Origin of the sequence: Vibrio sp. G-C-1 (assembly GCF_021728015.1) — a bacterium.
Lineage (GTDB): Bacteria > Pseudomonadota > Gammaproteobacteria > Enterobacterales > Vibrionaceae > Vibrio > Vibrio splendidus.
Map to the genome: position 1 here is coordinate 60,572 of NZ_JAKKCR010000001.1, position 17,103 is coordinate 77,674.

At 44.6% G+C, this 17,103-nt stretch carries 15 protein-coding genes; 11 read left to right on the forward strand and 4 right to left on the reverse strand.

Annotation, left to right across the window (positions count from 1 at the left end):
* The first annotated feature begins 118 nt into the window (after positions 1 to 118).
* Complete coding sequence (locus tag L3V36_RS00275; RefSeq protein WP_208773983.1) at positions 119 to 1,105, forward strand: glycosyl transferase family protein; 987 nt, start codon at positions 119 to 121, stop codon at positions 1,103 to 1,105.
* Positions 1,106 to 1,201: 96 nt separating this feature from the next.
* On the opposite strand, the gene L3V36_RS00280 is transcribed toward L3V36_RS00275, so the two are convergent.
* Together L3V36_RS00280 and L3V36_RS00285 are read right to left on the reverse strand one after the other, a co-directional pair.
* Positions 1,202 to 1,498, reverse strand: coding sequence for a hypothetical protein (locus L3V36_RS00280; RefSeq protein ID WP_208773986.1), 297 nt, complete (start codon positions 1,496 to 1,498; stop codon positions 1,202 to 1,204).
* A gap of 184 nt (positions 1,499 to 1,682) precedes the next feature.
* Positions 1,683 to 1,916: a hypothetical protein gene (locus tag L3V36_RS00285; RefSeq protein WP_017078937.1), complete on the reverse strand. Its 234-nt coding sequence runs from the start codon at positions 1,914 to 1,916 to the stop codon at positions 1,683 to 1,685.
* Between the two features lie 283 nt (positions 1,917 to 2,199).
* On the opposite strand from L3V36_RS00285, the gene L3V36_RS00290 reads away from it, so the two are divergent.
* The 4 genes from L3V36_RS00290 (at position 2,200) to udp (ending at position 7,829) form a co-directional block, all read left to right on the forward strand.
* Complete coding sequence (locus L3V36_RS00290) at positions 2,200 to 2,616, forward strand: CBS domain-containing protein (RefSeq protein ID WP_017078938.1); 417 nt, start codon at positions 2,200 to 2,202, stop codon at positions 2,614 to 2,616.
* Between the two features lie 185 nt (positions 2,617 to 2,801).
* Positions 2,802 to 4,265, forward strand: coding sequence for an MATE family efflux transporter (locus L3V36_RS00295; RefSeq protein WP_017095222.1), 1,464 nt, complete (start codon positions 2,802 to 2,804; stop codon positions 4,263 to 4,265).
* 174 nt (positions 4,266 to 4,439) lie between these two features.
* Positions 4,440 to 6,788 carry a zinc/cadmium/mercury/lead-transporting ATPase gene (locus tag L3V36_RS00300; protein WP_208773988.1) on the forward strand — a complete coding sequence of 783 codons (2,349 nt, stop codon included), beginning with the start codon at positions 4,440 to 4,442 and terminating at the stop codon, positions 6,786 to 6,788.
* Between the two features lie 282 nt (positions 6,789 to 7,070).
* A complete protein-coding gene (gene udp, locus L3V36_RS00305) occupies positions 7,071 to 7,829 on the forward strand; it encodes a uridine phosphorylase (protein WP_102456022.1) in 759 nt (252 codons plus the stop codon).
* A gap of 224 nt (positions 7,830 to 8,053) precedes the next feature.
* Here udp and L3V36_RS00310 read toward each other — a convergent pair whose 3' ends face one another.
* Both L3V36_RS00310 and L3V36_RS00315 read right to left on the reverse strand, forming a co-directional pair.
* On the reverse strand, positions 8,054 to 9,220 hold the full coding sequence (locus tag L3V36_RS00310; protein ID WP_004736271.1) for a DUF1887 family protein: 1,167 nt from the start codon (positions 9,218 to 9,220) through the stop codon (positions 8,054 to 8,056).
* A 197-nt stretch (positions 9,221 to 9,417) separates the two neighbouring features.
* Entirely contained in the window at positions 9,418 to 11,409 is a 1,992-nt protein-coding gene (locus tag L3V36_RS00315) for a methyl-accepting chemotaxis protein (RefSeq protein WP_004736269.1), read from the reverse strand.
* 277 nt (positions 11,410 to 11,686) lie between these two features.
* Between L3V36_RS00315 and hinT the strand changes: the two genes are divergently transcribed.
* From hinT to ycfP, 6 genes are all read left to right on the forward strand, one after another.
* Positions 11,687 to 12,037: a purine nucleoside phosphoramidase gene (gene hinT, locus L3V36_RS00320; protein WP_004736268.1), complete on the forward strand. Its 351-nt coding sequence runs from the start codon at positions 11,687 to 11,689 to the stop codon at positions 12,035 to 12,037.
* A 534-nt stretch (positions 12,038 to 12,571) separates the two neighbouring features.
* The gene (locus L3V36_RS00325) at positions 12,572 to 13,963 is read left to right on the forward strand and encodes a hypothetical protein (protein ID WP_102500363.1); all 1,392 of its coding nucleotides are present in this window, start codon (positions 12,572 to 12,574) and stop codon (positions 13,961 to 13,963) included.
* On the forward strand, positions 13,963 to 14,346 hold the full coding sequence (locus L3V36_RS00330) for a YcfL family protein (RefSeq protein ID WP_004736265.1): 384 nt from the start codon (positions 13,963 to 13,965) through the stop codon (positions 14,344 to 14,346). Before L3V36_RS00325 ends, L3V36_RS00330 begins: the two co-directional genes overlap by 1 nt.
* 86 nt (positions 14,347 to 14,432) lie before the next feature.
* Positions 14,433 to 15,023: a penicillin-binding protein activator LpoB gene (gene lpoB, locus L3V36_RS00335; RefSeq protein WP_004736264.1), complete on the forward strand. Its 591-nt coding sequence runs from the start codon at positions 14,433 to 14,435 to the stop codon at positions 15,021 to 15,023.
* Positions 15,024 to 15,208: 185 nt separating this feature from the next.
* Positions 15,209 to 16,063, forward strand: a complete 855-nt coding sequence (locus L3V36_RS00340) for a phosphotransferase (protein WP_208773990.1) — start codon at positions 15,209 to 15,211, stop codon at positions 16,061 to 16,063.
* Between the two features lie 108 nt (positions 16,064 to 16,171).
* Positions 16,172 to 16,711 (forward strand): alpha/beta hydrolase YcfP, encoded by a 540-nt coding sequence (gene ycfP, locus L3V36_RS00345; protein WP_004736262.1) that lies wholly within the window; start codon positions 16,172 to 16,174, stop codon positions 16,709 to 16,711.
* Positions 16,712 to 17,103 lie beyond the last annotated feature (392 nt).

The following is a 17,103-nucleotide window of genomic DNA, read 5'->3' on the forward strand; positions in this document are numbered from 1 at the left end:
CACCAGTAAGTTTACTTTTAGAACACTAATCCGCGTATTGGTAATTAGGTCGATAGCCACTGAATCGCTTTGCAATGCACTGTGGGTATCATAGAATCGAAAGCGTATTCGAATTTTATTGATATCAACGGAAGAGAATAAACAATCAATGAGTAGTATTTTAGAGTGTATTCGTACAGTTGGACGAGGAGAAAGAGGGCGTAAGCCTTTATCGTTCGAACAAGCCTACCGCATCATGGATGAGTATTTAAGCGGAGAGGTCGGCGACGACCAAATGGCTATGCTACTGATGTTGATTCGTGTGCAGAATGAAACCAATGAAGAGATCGCAGGCTTTGTAAAAGCATTTCAATCTCGAGTACCAGATTTAGGTGCCGATATTGACTGGCCGTGCTACGCAGGTAAGCGTAACGATACCGCTAGTGGTAAGCCTTGGAATTTGTTGGCGGCAAAAATCTTAGCTGATAATGGCTATAAAGTCTTAATGCATGGCTACATGGACAAACCAAGTGGCCGCACGCACGTTGAGACTCACCTAGAGTGTGTTGGTGTTCGCCGAGCTCAAGACCCACAAGACGCCAAGCAGATCCTTGAAGCGGATGGTATCGCCTATTTGCCTTTGGCGAACTTCGCACCTGAAGCTCAAACTATGATTGGTTGGAAACACCGTTACGGGCTGAGAACGCCGATTAATACTGTAGTTCGAGCATTGAACCCCGGTGGTGGTCGTTTGGGCTTGCGTGGTAGTTTTCACCCGGGCTTTCCTCAGTTACACGCTGAAGTTGAGCATGTTATTGGCAATAAATCGCACTCGGTGATTTCATTCAAAGGCATGAATGGCGAGTCGGAATACAACCCTAAAGTGAGTCAAACGGTCTGGATGAGTTCTCCTGAGAAGGTGGAATCTTTCTACTGGGAAGGCACGATGAATGTTGAACTGTCTCTGCCTTCTGAATGTGTACTGGGTACACCGGAAGATGAGATGGAGCTGATGGCGAACAGTGTTGTGGACAGTATGACTGCGATTTTATTCGCAGAAACGCACGATAAAACTGAGGCATACCAGAAAGCGGTGCGTCTGTGGCATGAGTATTGTGCGCGTTAGATGATGGTTTAACCAATGAGAGAAGGTCAGCGAGCGCTGGCCTTTTTTATGCTTAATTTCTAACAAGGGCCTTTCGTGAATGTCCAAACAATAGAGCTACTTCACTCGCATCAATCGATGCATCTTGTCTTCGAATTGAATCTCAATCACTTGTGAAATTTTCATCTTCTCAACTCGTTCAAGCATTGCTGTTTGATAGGCTCGTTTCTTCATCCACTCTAACGACTCTTTAAAGCCATCTTCATTTATCACAAAGGACTGATCGGTGATGGAGTCTTCAAAAATATGAACCACCCAAATCCGCGATTGGAAATCCAATAATTCGCTAAAGTAGCTTTTTAGCTTAGGGATAAAGTGAGATAGAACAGTTTTAGGAGAACGAAGCGAAGTCATAGTGAACCGTTTGGACAATGAAAAGCGGTGCGACGGATGTCTCCAATTCGAGCGCTTATCGGTTAAAGCAGGTAATCATCGTCAATGTGATTACCTACTCAAGAACTTGCCACAAAATACGGTATTCATGTGTCGTTGACAATGCTTGTTGAGCTTGCCGGTCAAGACATGTGTGATGAGTCTGCTATTTAACGAACAAGCCGAAGTCGATCTCTTGTGCTCTTTGGTATTTGACCAACTTTACTTTCAAATTGTGTTTTGCCGCCAGATCAATCGCTAAGCTAGACATGTGTTTTATCTCATCGACGCAGCTAGAGATAAGGGGCTTTTCTTGGTTATCGACAGTGGCGATGAGGGTGTTTTCTGTACCATCGACACCGGAATAAATGTACGCGTACATACTGTTGTTGTGTTGCATAAACGGCCTAATTGTAACGATATAATTATTTATGGCGTGAAGAGTACAAGGTTTATTCATTCAAGCTAGTGTCATAAAGTAAGGCTTTGTAAGGACTCTATTTTTTATTTTTTTGCTCGCGTAAAAATGCTCACAAGCCTTTTGTGACCTTGTTTTCTCGCCTTGGTAGGTTTTACCTATCAATAAAATTGTTGAAATCCATTTAGTAAAATCAAGATTTTAGACAACAATTAGGTTAACAAGATAGAAAAAGACATGACGAAAAGTATTTAGGGAGAACGCAATGCATTCAATAAAAGTGAAAGATTACATGACGCCGCAGGTTGTGACATTCACTCCTGACATGCCGTTAAGTCTCGCGTTAGATAGAGTAATGAGCAGCCATCACATGGGCGGTCCAGTAATTGATGATAATGAGCAAGTTATTGGTTTCCTTTCTGAGCAAGATTTATTAGAAAAATTGGTGAAGGTGAGCTATTTCTGCCAAGACACACACATTGTGGGTGATTGTATGTACCAAGAGGTGCTATCGGTATCACCAGACTTATCCATCATTGAGTTGGCAGATATGATGCAAGTGGGTAAACCCAAAGCTTATCCAGTGCTCGATAATAAAAAGCTAGTGGGTATTATCACCAGAACCGATGTTTTGAGAGCAATCGGCAAGAACTTGGAAGAATGCTTCAAACATCAGGTATAGTAGCGTGTTAAGAACGATTATTTTTCTCAATACCCTCAATTGAAAAAGGCGCACTAGCGCCTTTTTTCTGTATAGAGCTTTTCTTGGTCGATCCTTTCTTTGTCGCTCCCTAGCTTGTGGAACGCTAGTTTTGGGTCACTAGTTTAGAGAGCTTGCTTGTGGGTGTCTCAGCTTTTGGAGGTTTCATGTCAAATCAAACGGCAAAGTTTGTAGAAGGTTCAACGATGCGCCACATCTTGGTGATGTCGGGGGCTGGCTCAGTCGGTTTGATGGCGTTATTCGTGGTCGATTTACTCGATATGTTGTTCATCAGTATGTTGGGACAAGTCGAATTGGCCGCTGCGGTGGGTTTTGCAGGCACGCTGACTTTTTTCTCTACCTCCGTTTCGATCGGTACTTCCATTGCTATGGGCGCGTTAGTTTCCAAAGCGATCGGTTCAAAGAATCAGGAACACGCTCGAAACCTCGCCACCAGTATTATGCTGACTGCTTTTGTCATCAGTTTGACGATTACCGCGGTGATGTTTGCTTATATCCCAGAACTGTTAGCCGCTATAGGGGCAAAAGGGGTTGCCGCAGAGCGTGCCCAAGCTTACCTACAGATTTTATTGCCAAGTGGTCCATTTTTGGCGTTGGCGATGGCGGCTGGTGCGGGTTTGAGGGCGGCAGGAGATGCCAAACGTTCGATGTGGGCGACTTTGTCGGGCGGTATCGTTAATGCGATTTTGGACCCTCTGTTTATTTTTGGTTTTGGCTGGAATATAGAAGGGGCGGCTATTGCTTCTGTTTTTGCCCGTTTTTCGGTGCTTCTTTTCTCGCTGTATCCTCTGATTCGTAGTCATCACTTGGTTGCACCTCCTTCAATGGTGCAGTGGCGCATTAATATTCGCCCTATATTGGCCATAGCGCTTCCCGCAATTATCACCAATACCGCAACACCTATCGGCAATGCGATTGTGACAACGGGTATCGCACAATACGGTGAGGATTTTGTCGCGGGCTTTGCCGTGATTGGTCGTCTAACGCCGGTTTGTTTTGCGGTTATTTTTGCCTTGTCCGGCGCTGTAGGCCCAATCATTGGGCAAAACTTTGGTGCAGAACGAATGGACAGAGTAAAAGAAACGCTCAACAACTCATTGTTGGTTACTACGGCATACACTATCGCCGTCTGTATTCTGTTGTACTTTGTCCAAGACTATGTGATCCAAGGCTTTAGCCTGCAAGGTGATGCAGCAATTATTGTTGCGGCATTTTGTACTTATGTCGCCTTAACCTTTACTTTTAATGGCGCGTTGTTTGTTGCCAATACGTCTTTCAATAACCTCGGTAAACCGCTTTACTCGACAGCACTGAATCTGGGTAAAGCCACTCTTGGTACGTTGCCGTTCGTCTACTTAGGCTCGCAATGGTATGGCGCATTGGGTGTGTTGTATGGGCAAGCCTTGGGTAATGTTTTGTTCGGAATACTTGGTACCTTGGTGCTTCGCTATCATATTGCCGAGCTTATGCAAGGTTCCCAAGTTGATCCTGTAGAAGACGATGTATCGATAGTGAGCTTGAATACACAACCGTTTTGTTCGCACGATGCGGTTCTTATTGATGATGTATCTGCGAACAGAGAAGAGTGTAAAGAGTTCAAGTCGCAATAACACCGGCATTCCAATACGAGATTGGTCGGTTTGCAAATTTCTTCTTGGCCTTGGACAATTTCTTCTTGACCTTGGAGTAGCCTCCAAGGTTTATACTTTTGATGAACTTAAGGTTTGGTTGCTGTGATTAGCCAGCAACAACCTCAAGGCTTTTGAGTATTAAGGAGATACATTATGTGCGCAAAACATGCAGCGTGCCGCTCAACAAAAGTGGACGTTCAACCTCAAGCGGCAGGAGCAAGCTGTTCCAGCCCTAAAATTTCCAGCATCACGGCAGCGGGTACTTCATCATGCTGTAGTTCTACGACGGCTTCTGCAGCAGCAGATGATTGTTGTGGTTCAGACAGTGGAGAAGAAGACCGGCTGCCCTTAACTGAGCCTCTTAACGCCCAATTCTCCAAAAGTTGGCTGGTTGCCGGAATGGACTGCCCAGCTTGTGCAAGAAAAATAGAAAACGCGATCAGTAATATTGACGGTGTTATTCAAGCGAAGGTTCTCTTTGCTACCGAAAAACTGGTTGTTAAATTCGATAATGAAAGTCTTGCCGACACCATTGAACAGGTCTCTATCAAAACGGGCTTCCCTCTTTCGGAAGTCGGTTCTAAGAAAGAAAAACAACAACCTGAGACTTTTTGGCAAGCGTACATCCAACCTAATTTTCAGATTATCGCGATTGCAGCGGCAATGCTGTTCGCTGCGCTTCTGAAAAGTACATATCCTCAATTAAGTGAAGGCTTATTCACCGCAACCTGTCTACTCGGATTATATCCGGTGGCTAAGAAAGCGGTTCAGTTGGCACGCTCAGGTACACCTTTCGCAATAGAAACTCTAATGAGTGTTGCCGCGCTGGGTGCCTTGTATCTGGGCGAAACCGCGGAAGCGGCGATGGTTTTACTGTTGTTTTTGATTGGTGAGCGCTTAGAAGCGTTTGCTTCATCAAGAGCAAGAAGTGGCGTTCAAGCGCTAATGGCGTTGGTACCAGAAAACGCAACCAAGATCATCAACGGCGAGCGTGTCGAAGTCGCAGTCAGTGAACTGGTTCCCGGTGATGTGATTGAAGTGGCGGCGGGCTCTCGTTTACCTGCTGATGGCAAACTGATTACCGACGCAGCAAGCTTCGATGAAAGTGCATTAACGGGTGAATCTGTTCCTGTTGAACATATCGAAGGAAATAGCATCATGGCTGGCGCTGTGGTGGTCGATAAAGTGGTGCGTATTACCATCACTTCAAAACAGGGTGAGAACGCGATCGACCGTATTCTTCACCTGATTGAAGAAGCAGAATCTCGTAAAGCACCGCTCGAGCGATTCCTCGATAAGTTCAGTCGCTGGTATACACCGTTAATGATGTTGGTGGCTCTTTTAGTCATCATCACACCACCATTGCTGTTCGCACAGCCATGGGAAACATGGGTCTATCGTGGTTTAGCGCTATTGTTGATTGCTTGTCCGTGTGCGTTGGTTATCTCAACTCCAGCCGCGATTACGTCTGGTTTAGCAGCAGCCGCGAAACGTGGTGCGCTAATTAAAGGCGGCGCAGCACTGGAGCAGCTTGGTAAAATTCAAACTATTGCCTTCGATAAGACGGGCACATTGACTGAAGGTAAGCCTCAGGTTACGGATATTCAGCCTCTATTGGGTTGGCAACAAGATGCGATGCTTCGTGTGGTTGGAGCAATTGAAGTGGGTTCTACTCACCCATTAGCGCAGTCGCTAGTTGCTAAAGTGAAAGAACTGAATATTGAGATTCCTGAATCACACAACAAGACCGCGCTGATCGGTAGTGGTGTTGAAGGCGATGTCGACGGAATTAAGTATCAGGTTCTATCGCCTTCTAAGGTGACGTTCGACCTTGGTGCCGATGTTGTTTCTCAGGTTGAGGCATTAGAAGGCGAGGGCAAGACGGTTGTGGTTGCTCTTGAGCTTAAAGATCAAAAAGAATCAACCGAGCAAGCTGTGACCGTGATTGGTCTGATTGCTTGGCAAGACACGTTACGTAGTGACGCCAAGCTTGCGATTGAACGACTCAATGACTTGGGTATTCAATCTATCATGCTTACCGGGGATAACCCGCGAAGCGCGGCAGCGATCAGCAGCAAGATTGGTATGCAGTATAAAGCAAGCCTATTGCCAAGCGATAAGGTGTCTTACGTTGAACAGTTATCTCAGCAGTCACACGTGGCCATGGTGGGCGATGGCATCAACGATGCGCCGGCTATGAAAACAGCAAATGTAGGTATCGCAATGGGCGGTGGTACGGATGTTGCCCTTGAAACTGCGGATTCAGCACTGACTCACAACCGTTTAACTGAGTTACCAGCGATGATTGAACTGTCGCAAGCGACCATGAATAACATTCGCCAAAACGTAGCTCTTGCACTTGGTTTGAAGGGCGTATTCTTGGTGACAAGCTTGTTAGGTATTACTGGTTTGTGGGTGGCAGTTTTAGCGGATAGTGGTGCGACAGCTTTGGTGACACTCAACGCTCTTCGTTTACTTCGATTCAAATCAAAAGCGGATTAGTTTCAGCTTCCTGATGTAGGACGCTCTCAATTTAAAAGCGCCTTTAGCGGTAATACGTTAAAGGCGTTTTTTGTCTCATTCGTATGCAACACATGCGTGTAGATTGCTTATTTTTGTGATGCCAATCGGTTTTTCGTGAAACTTGAAATCTTGTTGCGATCATTGGTGTGACGCTCGTCACTTCATTTTGTAATGAGCTTGGTTAGAGTGTGTTCGTACCCCACGAATTTACTATGAGCTTAAATAAGGGTAAAAAGCCCAATAAGCCAAAAGGAGCGAACTATGTCTCAAGCTGTTTTCCATTTAGGTGTTACTGAAGCAGATCTTAACGGTGCTACTCTTGCGATCATTCCTGGTGATCCTGCTCGTGTGCAAAAAATTGCCGAAGAGATGGATAATCCTGTATTTCTTGCTAGTCACCGTGAATACACGCTTTACCGCGCAGAGCTAGACGGCAAGCCAGTTGTTGTATGTTCAACAGGTATCGGTGGTCCATCTACTTCTATCGCAGTTGAAGAGCTTGCTCAACTTGGTGTTCGCACTTTCCTACGTGTTGGTACTACTGGTGCTATCCAACCACACGTAAACGTGGGTGACATGATTGTTTCTACAGGTTCTGTTCGTCTAGACGGTGCTAGCCTGCACTTTGCTCCTATGGAGTTCCCAGCAGTGGCTGACTTTGAAGTTGCAACAGCAATGAAAGCGGCAGTTGATGAATCAGGTGCAACAGTTCACATGGGCGTAACGGCATCAAGCGATACGTTCTACCCAGGTCAAGAGCGTTACGACACGTTCTCTGGTCGCGTTGTTAAGCGCTTCCAAGGCTCTATGCAAGAATGGCAAGACATGGGCGTTCTAAACTTCGAAATGGAATCTGCAACGCTTCTAACTATGTGTGCAAGTTCTGGTCTTAAAGCGGGTTGTGTTGCTGGTGTAATCATCAACCGTACTCAAAAAGAGACGCCTGATCACGAAACACTAAAAGTAACAGAAGCGCGTTCAATCAAAGTGGTTGTAGAAGCTGCTCGTAAAATGCTTTAAGTTGTAAAAATGCTTTAAGTCTGTTTCCAAGATTTAAAAATGGCCGCATCAAATGATGCGGCCATTTTTTATGGGGCAAATAAATTAAAGATATAGAGAGTTGAAAGGTGGAAATAGAGCGGAACAGATAAATGGCTGGAGAACAAAAAAGGCGAGTGACTTAATCGTCATTCGCCTTTTTAGATTTACTTAAGAGCGTTGAGCTCTCAAGAGCCTATTGGCTTTTAGCATTCTAAATCTTCATCACCACCGGCGGCGGTAAACCATGCCGCTAGGTGTGTTTTAAGATCTTTTAATTCGTCAGGGCCAATCAATGCAAGGCCAAGATCTTCTGCTCGTGTGATGTCGTTATGACGAAGAGGGCGGAAACTCACTAACATTGCACGTGCTTGTAGGCCACCCAGAAGGTCTCTAAGCGATTCCAGCTTGTACAAGGTATCATCGCCATCATCACGCATACCTTTGGTCTTACACTCGATGATGTGCAGCTTATTGTTCACTACAGAGGCAACATCAAGCTCGTTACGAACCTCGCGCTCACCGAGTTGACGATAAACTTGAACATTCAAAGAGCGGTCTTGAATGGTCGGCATGTCATCTTGGATCTGCTTAACTGTGCTATGAACCAATGTTTCAAGCCATTCGCCGTTTGAGAAGCGTCGTGCGTCTTCATTGGCAAACGTCAAAATACCATTGTCATAAGTGGCGATCTTAGCTTCAACCAAATCGCTCAACAGCATGTTTAGCTCTCGATAACCTTGTTGTTTCTCTGACAACCCTACATCAAGTCTCTGTTCTTTGCGGCAGGTCGTTGCAAGATAGTTCAATGTAGCGAGGCCTGGGCCGAGTTCTAGTGCATTACTTGCCCAGCGTTCACCCAGCTCATAAAGCTTTTGATCAAGTTGCGGAGACAGCTGTACATCGCTGAATTCACCACGAGCGCCGAACACAGTCAGGTAGTCGTCGATAGTGATGCGATCTTGAACTTGTGCGTCTTCTTTACCATTCGGGTAAAGCCAGCACAGCTTGTCACTGTTTGGTTCAACAACAAAGATTGGCCAGTGGTAAGTACGAAATACTTCGTAGACAGAAAGTAGGCGGTGACGAAGGCCACAACTTGCGTTGAGTTTCACTTCTTCACCACGAGCTTTGAGGTCTTCGGCAAGGTTTTGGATAGACTCTTTAATCGCGGATGTATTTACGAGGGTTGGAATCTCGAAAAATTCACTCGTAATGTCGCGCTTCTGCAAAACGCTGTCTAAGCGTTGGTAAATACTGACTTGATTCTTGTCACCGATGAACACGATGTGAGTGCTGATCGTTCGGTTATCGAGTAGTGGGGTGATCAAGCGAATGGGATCTTGATCGATAATGCCAACATGAACAGCCATATAAATTCCTTAATAGCGGCTCGCTCATAAAGGTGAAAGAAAAAACGGGAAGCAGCAAGCCTTAATAATCATATAATGACAAAGATCATAAAAAACAAGGGCAACCCTTGATAAAAGTTGCCCTTGTTCAAATAGTTATCACTATTGGGTAAGAAGTCCCAATATTCTCACTAAATATCTATCAATTTCTCAGCTACCTATAGCTTGAACTGATGAACCAAATCACCTTGCTGGTTTGCGAGAATTGTTAGGTTTTGGCTTGCCTCAGCAATTGAAGACATCGCTTGGTAACTCTTATCTGCGATGTGGTTGATGTCTTCTATATTCCGCGCAATATCACCAGAAGTTTCACTCTGCTCTGCGGCTGCTTGAGAGATGTGTGTACTCATGTGGCTGATCTCTAGAATCAAGGCTTGGATCTCTTCCATCGCACTGTTGGCACTTGAAGCTTGTTGAACCGACATGTCCATATCGCTCATACAACTTTCGATCACGTTGCTTGCTGTTTTCGAGCTTGATTGCAGGTTGCTGATCATGGTCTCGATTTCAGACGTTGATTGAGTGGTCTTCTGTGCTAGTACGCGTACTTCATCGGCAACCACTGCAAAACCACGACCTTGTTCACCTGCACGCGCCGCTTCGATTGCCGCGTTAAGTGCAAGTAGGTTGGTTTGTTCAGCAATACCACGGATAACATCGAGGATTGAGCCAATTTGGCTACTCATCTGTTGCAACTCACCAACAGCACCAACAGATTCAGTAAGGCGAACCTCGAGCTGGTTAATGGTACTGATGTTGGTGTTCATTATCTGACGACCAGACTCAGAAGCCGATTCGACTTGTTGAACCATGGTAAGTGAGCTTTGCGCGCTGTTCGCCACTTCTTGTACAGAATGAGACATTTCTGTCATTGCGGTCGCGACAGTTGCCGTTTGCTCACGTTGGCTGTTCAGTTGAGCTTGCGTCTCTGTAGAGGTTTTCTGGTTTACGCTTGCGGTCTTCGTTAAGTCGTCTGAAGCGTCATTTAGTTTCACCAGAATATTGCGTAGGTTGTCGGCTAAGGTGTTGATGTGCCGACTCACACGGCTGAATTCGTTGTCATAACGAATATCGATACGCTGAGTCATATCGCCTTCAGTTAGGCCTTCTAATGTACCTAGAATGCGAGTTAATGGCTCTCTTACGCTATGTGCAATATGGTAACCAATTGCTGCAGCGAATACGGTGACAACAATACCAATTGCAATCGCATTGAACAGGCCTTTGTCGTAGATGCTGCTTGCGTCTTCCAGTGAAGCGTTCAGTTGCTCTTCCGCAGTCACGTTGAATGAGTCTAAAACAGCCATGGCTTGGTCTATTTCTACGGCTAAGTTAGCAATGTTGATGTACAGAGCTTGTTTCGCTTTCAAGTAGTTGTTGTGCTTGTCCAACACTCCGCCTTTTTGACCAACGTCTTTGGTGAATTTCTGAACCGATTCATCAAAGACATTTTTAAGTGCTGGCAGTTGTGTTGATAGGCCGCGATAAGCGTAGTTAAGGTGAGTAACGGCCTTTTTGTTTTGGTTAACGGCTTTCTGAACGAAGGCAACATCAGAACTCGCTAGCGCATCAGAGGTAATCACTTCAGCATCTTGAAGTTTAATGAAGTAGCTTTTTGCCATCACTTTTACAGAGATGCTTTTTTGGTCGGCAACGTACTCTTTCATGCCGACAGTTAACTCTGAATGTAAGCGTTGGAAATCGCGAGATGCTTTTTGTACTTGCTCTTGAGCTTCAAACATCGCGACGTAGTTGTTCATCGCTTCGTCAGCTTCGGCGAAGTAGCGTTCTTCCATTGCTCTTAATTGGGCAATGCGTTCAGTGAGCGAAACATTGTTTTGGCTTGCCGCTTCTAAACTTCCGAGAACTTCTGAAAACGAGTTTTGTGACGCAGCAAACTCAGTACGCATTGCAGACATGCGTTCAGCGTTTTGTGTGGTTAAGTAATCTTTGAATGATTTATCAGCAGAAAGCAATTGAACACTTGTTTGATTTGAAAGCGCGACAAGTGGTAGTGAGGTTTCTGAGACACTCTCAAAATTGCTGTGTATCTGATTCATGCTGTTCATCATGATGGTTATCGTGACTGCGAACATGATGATGATCAGTGCGAAACCAGCGTACATACGCTTGATCACAGATCCCTTCATGGCTTTCTCCCTAAATAAAAATGCAGACCTAATGTCAGGTCAAAGTAAAACTAACAAAATTATCAGCATTCTATTGAGCTCCGTTTACGCATTTTATGACGCACACGTCAAAAATAGCCCTCAGTTATAACCAACATGCCATTCTTGAGAGCTAAGGCTCGTTTTCTTTGATTTGAACGGTGTTTTTTATTATGCTTTAAAGCAGATTTATTGTGGTTTGATGCGGCATAGCGCATACTCAAAGCATTAAAAAATAAATGTTTTATCGGAGAGAAACATGGCTGAAGAAACCATTTTTAGTAAGATCATCAATAAAGAAATCCCAGCAGATCTACTATACCAAGACGATTTAGTAACGGCATTTCGCGATATCAACCCTCGCGCGCCAAGCCATATCTTAATCATCCCAAACAAGCTGATTCCAACAACGAATGATGTTGAAGTAGAAGATGAAGCCATGATGGGGCGCATGTTTACCGTGGCTCGCAAGTTAGCAAAAGAAGAAGGCATCGCAGAAGATGGCTACCGTCTTATTGTGAACTGCAATTCTCATGGCGGCCAAGAGGTTTACCATATTCACATGCACTTGGTTGGTGGCCGTCCACTTGGTCCCCTCTTAATGAGCTAATAAAAAGTTAATGAGCTAATGCAAAGCTAACAAGTTAATGAAAGCTAGTTTAAACGCGCTCATTAGTGGGTTAACACAAGTAGTTAGTTGGAAAATTTGTAGTTTGTATGCCAACTTTAAGTTCTATCTGTTGTCTGAATGTCGGCATCGCCTAGGCAGAGGCTAAATCAGTAGGGCATCAACTTGCTTGAGATCCTTTTTACAACACGTTTCGTTTTGATAATGAGACTAGGGTCTGTTGATCTTTCGAGCTGATTTTTGCAGCACTTTGTGGGAAATTTCTACAAGGCAGAGGCTTTGAAGTGTAGCTAGCCTACATGAGAAGCTGATAACGCAGTAGAAATGAACCACAAAGACTGCCCGAAGGGTTCGGCTAGAATCGTTTTATGCTTTGTTAAGAAGTATTAACTTAGAATGACTAGGCTACATACTCCTTGCCGCGCCTAAAACGATTCTATCTCGAACAAAATTTAACCACGAAAGGTCAACAGACCCTAACAAAGTTGGCATTTTAAACATGCACGGAGACGATAAGTGAAGCAACAGTTTAGATTCGCTTCCATTGCCCTGTTATCGGCGTTGACTGTGGGCTGTGCAAGTATGTCAGCAGGAAACCTGTTCAGTCATTACAGCGCGCAAAACAAAGAGATCTACCAAGCCGTTAAATCTGGAGATTATTCAGAGGCTCAACAAGAGCTACCAGATTACGCTGCGGGTGACATCCTTGATAACTTTGAAAGAGGCAGAATTAACCTTCTGGATCAGCAATACCCAGAGAGTAAGTCTTCGTTTGAAGTGGCGGATCAGGCGGTAACTGAGCAGCAAAGAAAAGCCGTGATCTCGATTTCAGACAGTGCAACCAGCGTGGGTGCGTTGGCGGTGAATGATAATATTACCGAGTATGTGCCAGCCGATTATGAGCTAGGGTTTCTTCATTTGTATCTCGGTTTAAACTATCTCAAGAAAAACGATTTAGAAGGTGCGGTGATCGAAATGCGTCGCGCCAACCAAGTTCAAGAACAAGCAAAGAAGCAACGCGAGGCTGAGTTAGACAAAGCAGCCAGCGATGCGAAGAAGCAAGGCCTGTCTGCCAATGTGGGTAGCATCCTTGCCAATTACCCTGATGCGGGTAAAAAGCTGCAGTCGGTACAGAATGCGTATTTGATGTTTTTGTCTGGACTGCTTTATGAAGCATCGAATGACTTAAACAGCGCATACGTTGACTATCGTCGTGCTTTGGCTGTGATGCCAGACAACCAAGAAATTATCGACAGAACGATGGCAACCGCCGCCCGTTTAGGGATGCGACAAGATTTAGCGACATTGGAAAAGCGTTACAAGCAATCATCTAAGCTTGGTGCAGGTGAAGGGCGAGTGATTGTGCTTCAAGAACAAAGCGCTGTACAAGCAATGGACAGTTGGCGATTAGATTTACCTGTTTATGACAGTCGCGATCAGGGGGCAATATACTCTCTTGCGCTGCCCTATTACCCGAGTCAAAACGTGGAGCGTTTTTCTGCCTTGCGAATCAGTGGACAACCGTTACAAGAACATTTGATCACGGATGTAAACGCGATGGCTCAGAATGATTTGTCTGAACGTATGACGAGCATTGTTATCCGTCAGGCTTTACGTGTGGTAGCTAAAGACCGTATCCGTAAAGAAGCGACCAAAGGCAACGATGTCGGCAATATCTTGTTCAATGTGTGGAATACATTCACCGAACAACCAGACACACGCAGTTGGCAATCTCTACCGGCTGAAATTAAGAGCAGCACGTTCGTAGCAAACAGCGGTCAATATACGCTAGAAGCGGGCGCTAAAACGTACGACTTTGATATCCGAGAAGGGCAGACCACTTTGGTGTGGATTTCTCGACAAGGTAACAATGCAACAATGTGGCATAAACAGCTAGGGAGGCTGTAATGAAAAAGTGGTTAGTGAGTTTAGCAGCGGTTATGGCTCTGGCTGGTTGTGCTGATAATACAGCTGGCGTAAGGGTTGATAGTCTGACCCAGAACGTTTTCTTTGGTGACAAGGTATTGGGCAGCCGTTTGTTGGTTGAAGATATCCGTACCGACCAAGTTGACGGTCACACTCGAGGAATTGTTCGTTTAAACAGTAACTATAAAGGCGATCAACATATCCTTTATCGTTTTTACTGGTACGACGATGCCGGGCTTGAGGTCAACCTAAAGCAAGGCCCTTGGAAGCAAGCGATTGTTCGTGGTTTTGAAAGTATTTCGTTGTCGGAAGTGTCGGTAAACCCGAAAGCAACTCAGTTCAGAGTCCAGTTCCGAGAGCAGTAAGTCTGATAAAACGGGTCTAATGATTCGTAAATACAAGAATTTAAGAGTGTGGGTAACCCCGCTCAGTGATAAGTTGAGGAAACAAAATGAAAAAGAGTGTCGTTGCGCTACTAGGTTTAGCGGTTATTTTAGGCGGTTGTTCAAACAAGGTAAGCTACGGTGATGCACAAGCAGTAGAAACCACGACAATCGATTTCGGTTCAACTGACCTTCAAACGATTGCGGGTGAAATGGTCGATAGCATGATGGCGTCTGGTTCAGTGTCTTACATTACTCGTGAGCAACGTCCAATCGTGTTCGTAGAGCGAATCAAGAACAAGACAAGTGAGCACATCGATACTGAGTCAATCACTGACACTATCAGTACTAAAATGCTGAATTCTGGTAAGTTCCGTTTCGTTGATATGGACCGTGTAGAGTCTGTTCGTGACCAATTGAACTTCCAAAATAATGATGAGCTTGTAAACCAAAGCTCAGCAATTCAATTCGGTAAAATGGTCGGTGCTCAATACATGCTGTACGGCAACCTATCAAGCATCGTTAAGAAAGACGGTAGCGACGAAGACGTTTACTACAAAATGACGATGCGTCTAATGGATCTTGAGTCTGGCTTGATTGAATGGGCTGACGAGACTGAAATCCGTAAGCAACAATCTAAGAGCCTACTAGGCCTTTAATTTCGCTTACTTGCCAACTAAACGCAGCCAGTTTTGACCGCGTCTAGTCTTGGCAGCGCATAGCTTGGCCACACATAGCTTGGTCACACGCCAATGCAGTGCATGATGTGCTGTTTATGAAGAGACACTGGCTTTTGGTCAGTGTCTTTTTTGTACGGAAATGAAGACGTTTATAGGGAGTAAATATGGCAATTTTTTCTTGGTCTGAGGCTAAGCTTCTTGATACCAGTTTGAGTTCGCTTGATGGTTACTTTTCTGAGCCACCTGTTAGAGCTCAAACGCTGACCGGCGGGTTGACTAATCGATGTTGGAAGTTGGTGTTAGCCGATGGCACTGCGTATGTTTGGCGTCCAATCACTCCCATCACCAAAGCCTTCTTTATCTCTCGTCATGAAGAGTATCAAGTGCTTTCCGCAATTGAGCGTCTAGGTATTGGACCAAGTCCAATAGTGGTCAATGAGCAAGGCTTATTGGTTGAATGGATTACGGGTGAGACGCTTTACGAAGGCTTAGAGCTTGATGATTTGTTGAAGACTCTGATCTCGGTGCATCTGGTGAATACCGCGCGATTACCACTGCAACCGTTCAGTTTCACGACGCGAGTTGACCACTATTGGCTGCAACTTGATTCGATTCATAAGACCGAAATCTGCACCAAGATTTATCAAGAGTGGCGCGTGGCTCCAAGTATCCCAAATGTTGACCTGTCTTTGTGCCATTTTGATTTAGGTGGTTATAACTTAGTGAGAAACAGCGATGGGATTAAGATTATTGATTGGGAATATGCCGCGTTAGCAGACCCTAGACTTGATCTTACGCTGACCATTGCTGTTGCAGGGTTACCAGTTGCTCAAGCCGTTGATAAGTACTGTCAGCTGCGAGGTATCCATGATGTTCAGCCTTGGCTCGATGGGGTAGAAGCATGGTTACCAAGAAGCCAGATGATGGCGATGCTATGGTATTTACTTGCTCATCAGCTCTGGGGAGATGAAAGTTATCTGCGTGAAGCAGAGGCGCTGAGTCACACTTTATGTAGCTAGGATCACGTTTAGGAAGTGAAAAATATAATTTCGTTCGTGTTCCCTTTAAAACCTTATTTTTCATGTTAGATTAATTAAAACGTACCAATATTCAACAAGGAGGTACTAATGATTATTTATCTACATGGCTTCGACTCAACTAGCCCGGGCAATCACGAAAAAATACTGCAGTTGCAATTCATTGATGATGACGTTCGTTTCATCAACTACAGTACTTTGCATCCAAAACACGATATGCAACATTTGCTAAAAGAAGTGCATAAAGTGATAGAGCAATCCGATGACCCGCATCCGATCATTTGTGGTGTAGGCTTAGGTGGTTTTTGGTCTGAACGTATTGGTTTCTTATGTGGTATTAAGCAGGTGGTGTTCAATCCGAATCTGCACCCTGAGAACAACATGGTAGGTCGAATTGACCGTCCAGAAGAATACGAAGACATCGCGACTAAGTGTGTTGCTCAATATCGTATGAAGAACAAAGGTCGCTGTTTAGTGGTGCTTTCTCGTGAAGATGAGATTCACGACAATACCAAAACAGCTGCCGCGTTAGAAGATTATTATGATGTCATCTGGGACGAAAAAGAGAGTCATAAGTTCAAAAAAATCTCTCAGCACTTGAAGACAATGAAAGCGTTTAAAAACGCTTAATTATTCCAGTTATTTTATAAAAGCAGCACTCAGTTGAGTGCTGCTTTTTTTACATCTGAACCCAAGAGCCGAACATTAATCAAATGGTTGTAGTTATTTTTTGAAGAGTTTGAGCATTTAAAGATAAGTTTGCGCAAACGTTAACTAATTCGCCGCGAATCCTCATTGTGGGTAAGGATTTTTGTTGCGGTCATCTTTTTGCTATATATAATGTTCCCAAGCAAAATATTTTGATAAATATCAAGAAAAATTGAGAGCGAGTGATAAAACTTGCCCATTATTTGTGCTCTACCTCTCAGGTAGTCACCTTTTTTATCCAAGTGAGCAAAGCGGCAAGCCAATGTTTGTTGCTTGTAACCCCTCTAACTACTCGGTGAGCTGTCGTTATTCTT

Excerpts from the sequence above, each read along its gene's own strand:
- L3V36_RS00280 (WP_208773986.1), bottom strand. The coding sequence starts at position 1,498 with ATGACTTCGCTTCGTTCTCCTAAAACTGTTCTATCTCACTTTATCCCT.
- L3V36_RS00285 (WP_017078937.1), bottom strand. The coding sequence starts at position 1,916 with ATGCAACACAACAACAGTATGTACGCGTACATTTATTCCGGTGTCGAT.
- L3V36_RS00290 (WP_017078938.1), top strand. The coding sequence starts at position 2,200 with ATGCATTCAATAAAAGTGAAAGATTACATGACGCCGCAGGTTGTGACA.
- L3V36_RS00295 (WP_017095222.1), top strand. The coding sequence starts at position 2,802 with ATGTCAAATCAAACGGCAAAGTTTGTAGAAGGTTCAACGATGCGCCAC.
- L3V36_RS00300 (WP_208773988.1), top strand. The coding sequence starts at position 4,440 with ATGTGCGCAAAACATGCAGCGTGCCGCTCAACAAAAGTGGACGTTCAA.
- udp (WP_102456022.1), top strand. The coding sequence starts at position 7,071 with ATGTCTCAAGCTGTTTTCCATTTAGGTGTTACTGAAGCAGATCTTAAC.
- L3V36_RS00310 (WP_004736271.1), bottom strand. The coding sequence starts at position 9,220 with ATGGCTGTTCATGTTGGCATTATCGATCAAGATCCCATTCGCTTGATC.
- L3V36_RS00315 (WP_004736269.1), bottom strand. The coding sequence starts at position 11,409 with ATGAAGGGATCTGTGATCAAGCGTATGTACGCTGGTTTCGCACTGATC.
- hinT (WP_004736268.1), top strand. The coding sequence starts at position 11,687 with ATGGCTGAAGAAACCATTTTTAGTAAGATCATCAATAAAGAAATCCCA.
- L3V36_RS00330 (WP_004736265.1), top strand. The coding sequence starts at position 13,963 with ATGAAAAAGTGGTTAGTGAGTTTAGCAGCGGTTATGGCTCTGGCTGGT.
- lpoB (WP_004736264.1), top strand. The coding sequence starts at position 14,433 with ATGAAAAAGAGTGTCGTTGCGCTACTAGGTTTAGCGGTTATTTTAGGC.
- L3V36_RS00340 (WP_208773990.1), top strand. The coding sequence starts at position 15,209 with ATGGCAATTTTTTCTTGGTCTGAGGCTAAGCTTCTTGATACCAGTTTG.
- ycfP (WP_004736262.1), top strand. The coding sequence starts at position 16,172 with ATGATTATTTATCTACATGGCTTCGACTCAACTAGCCCGGGCAATCAC.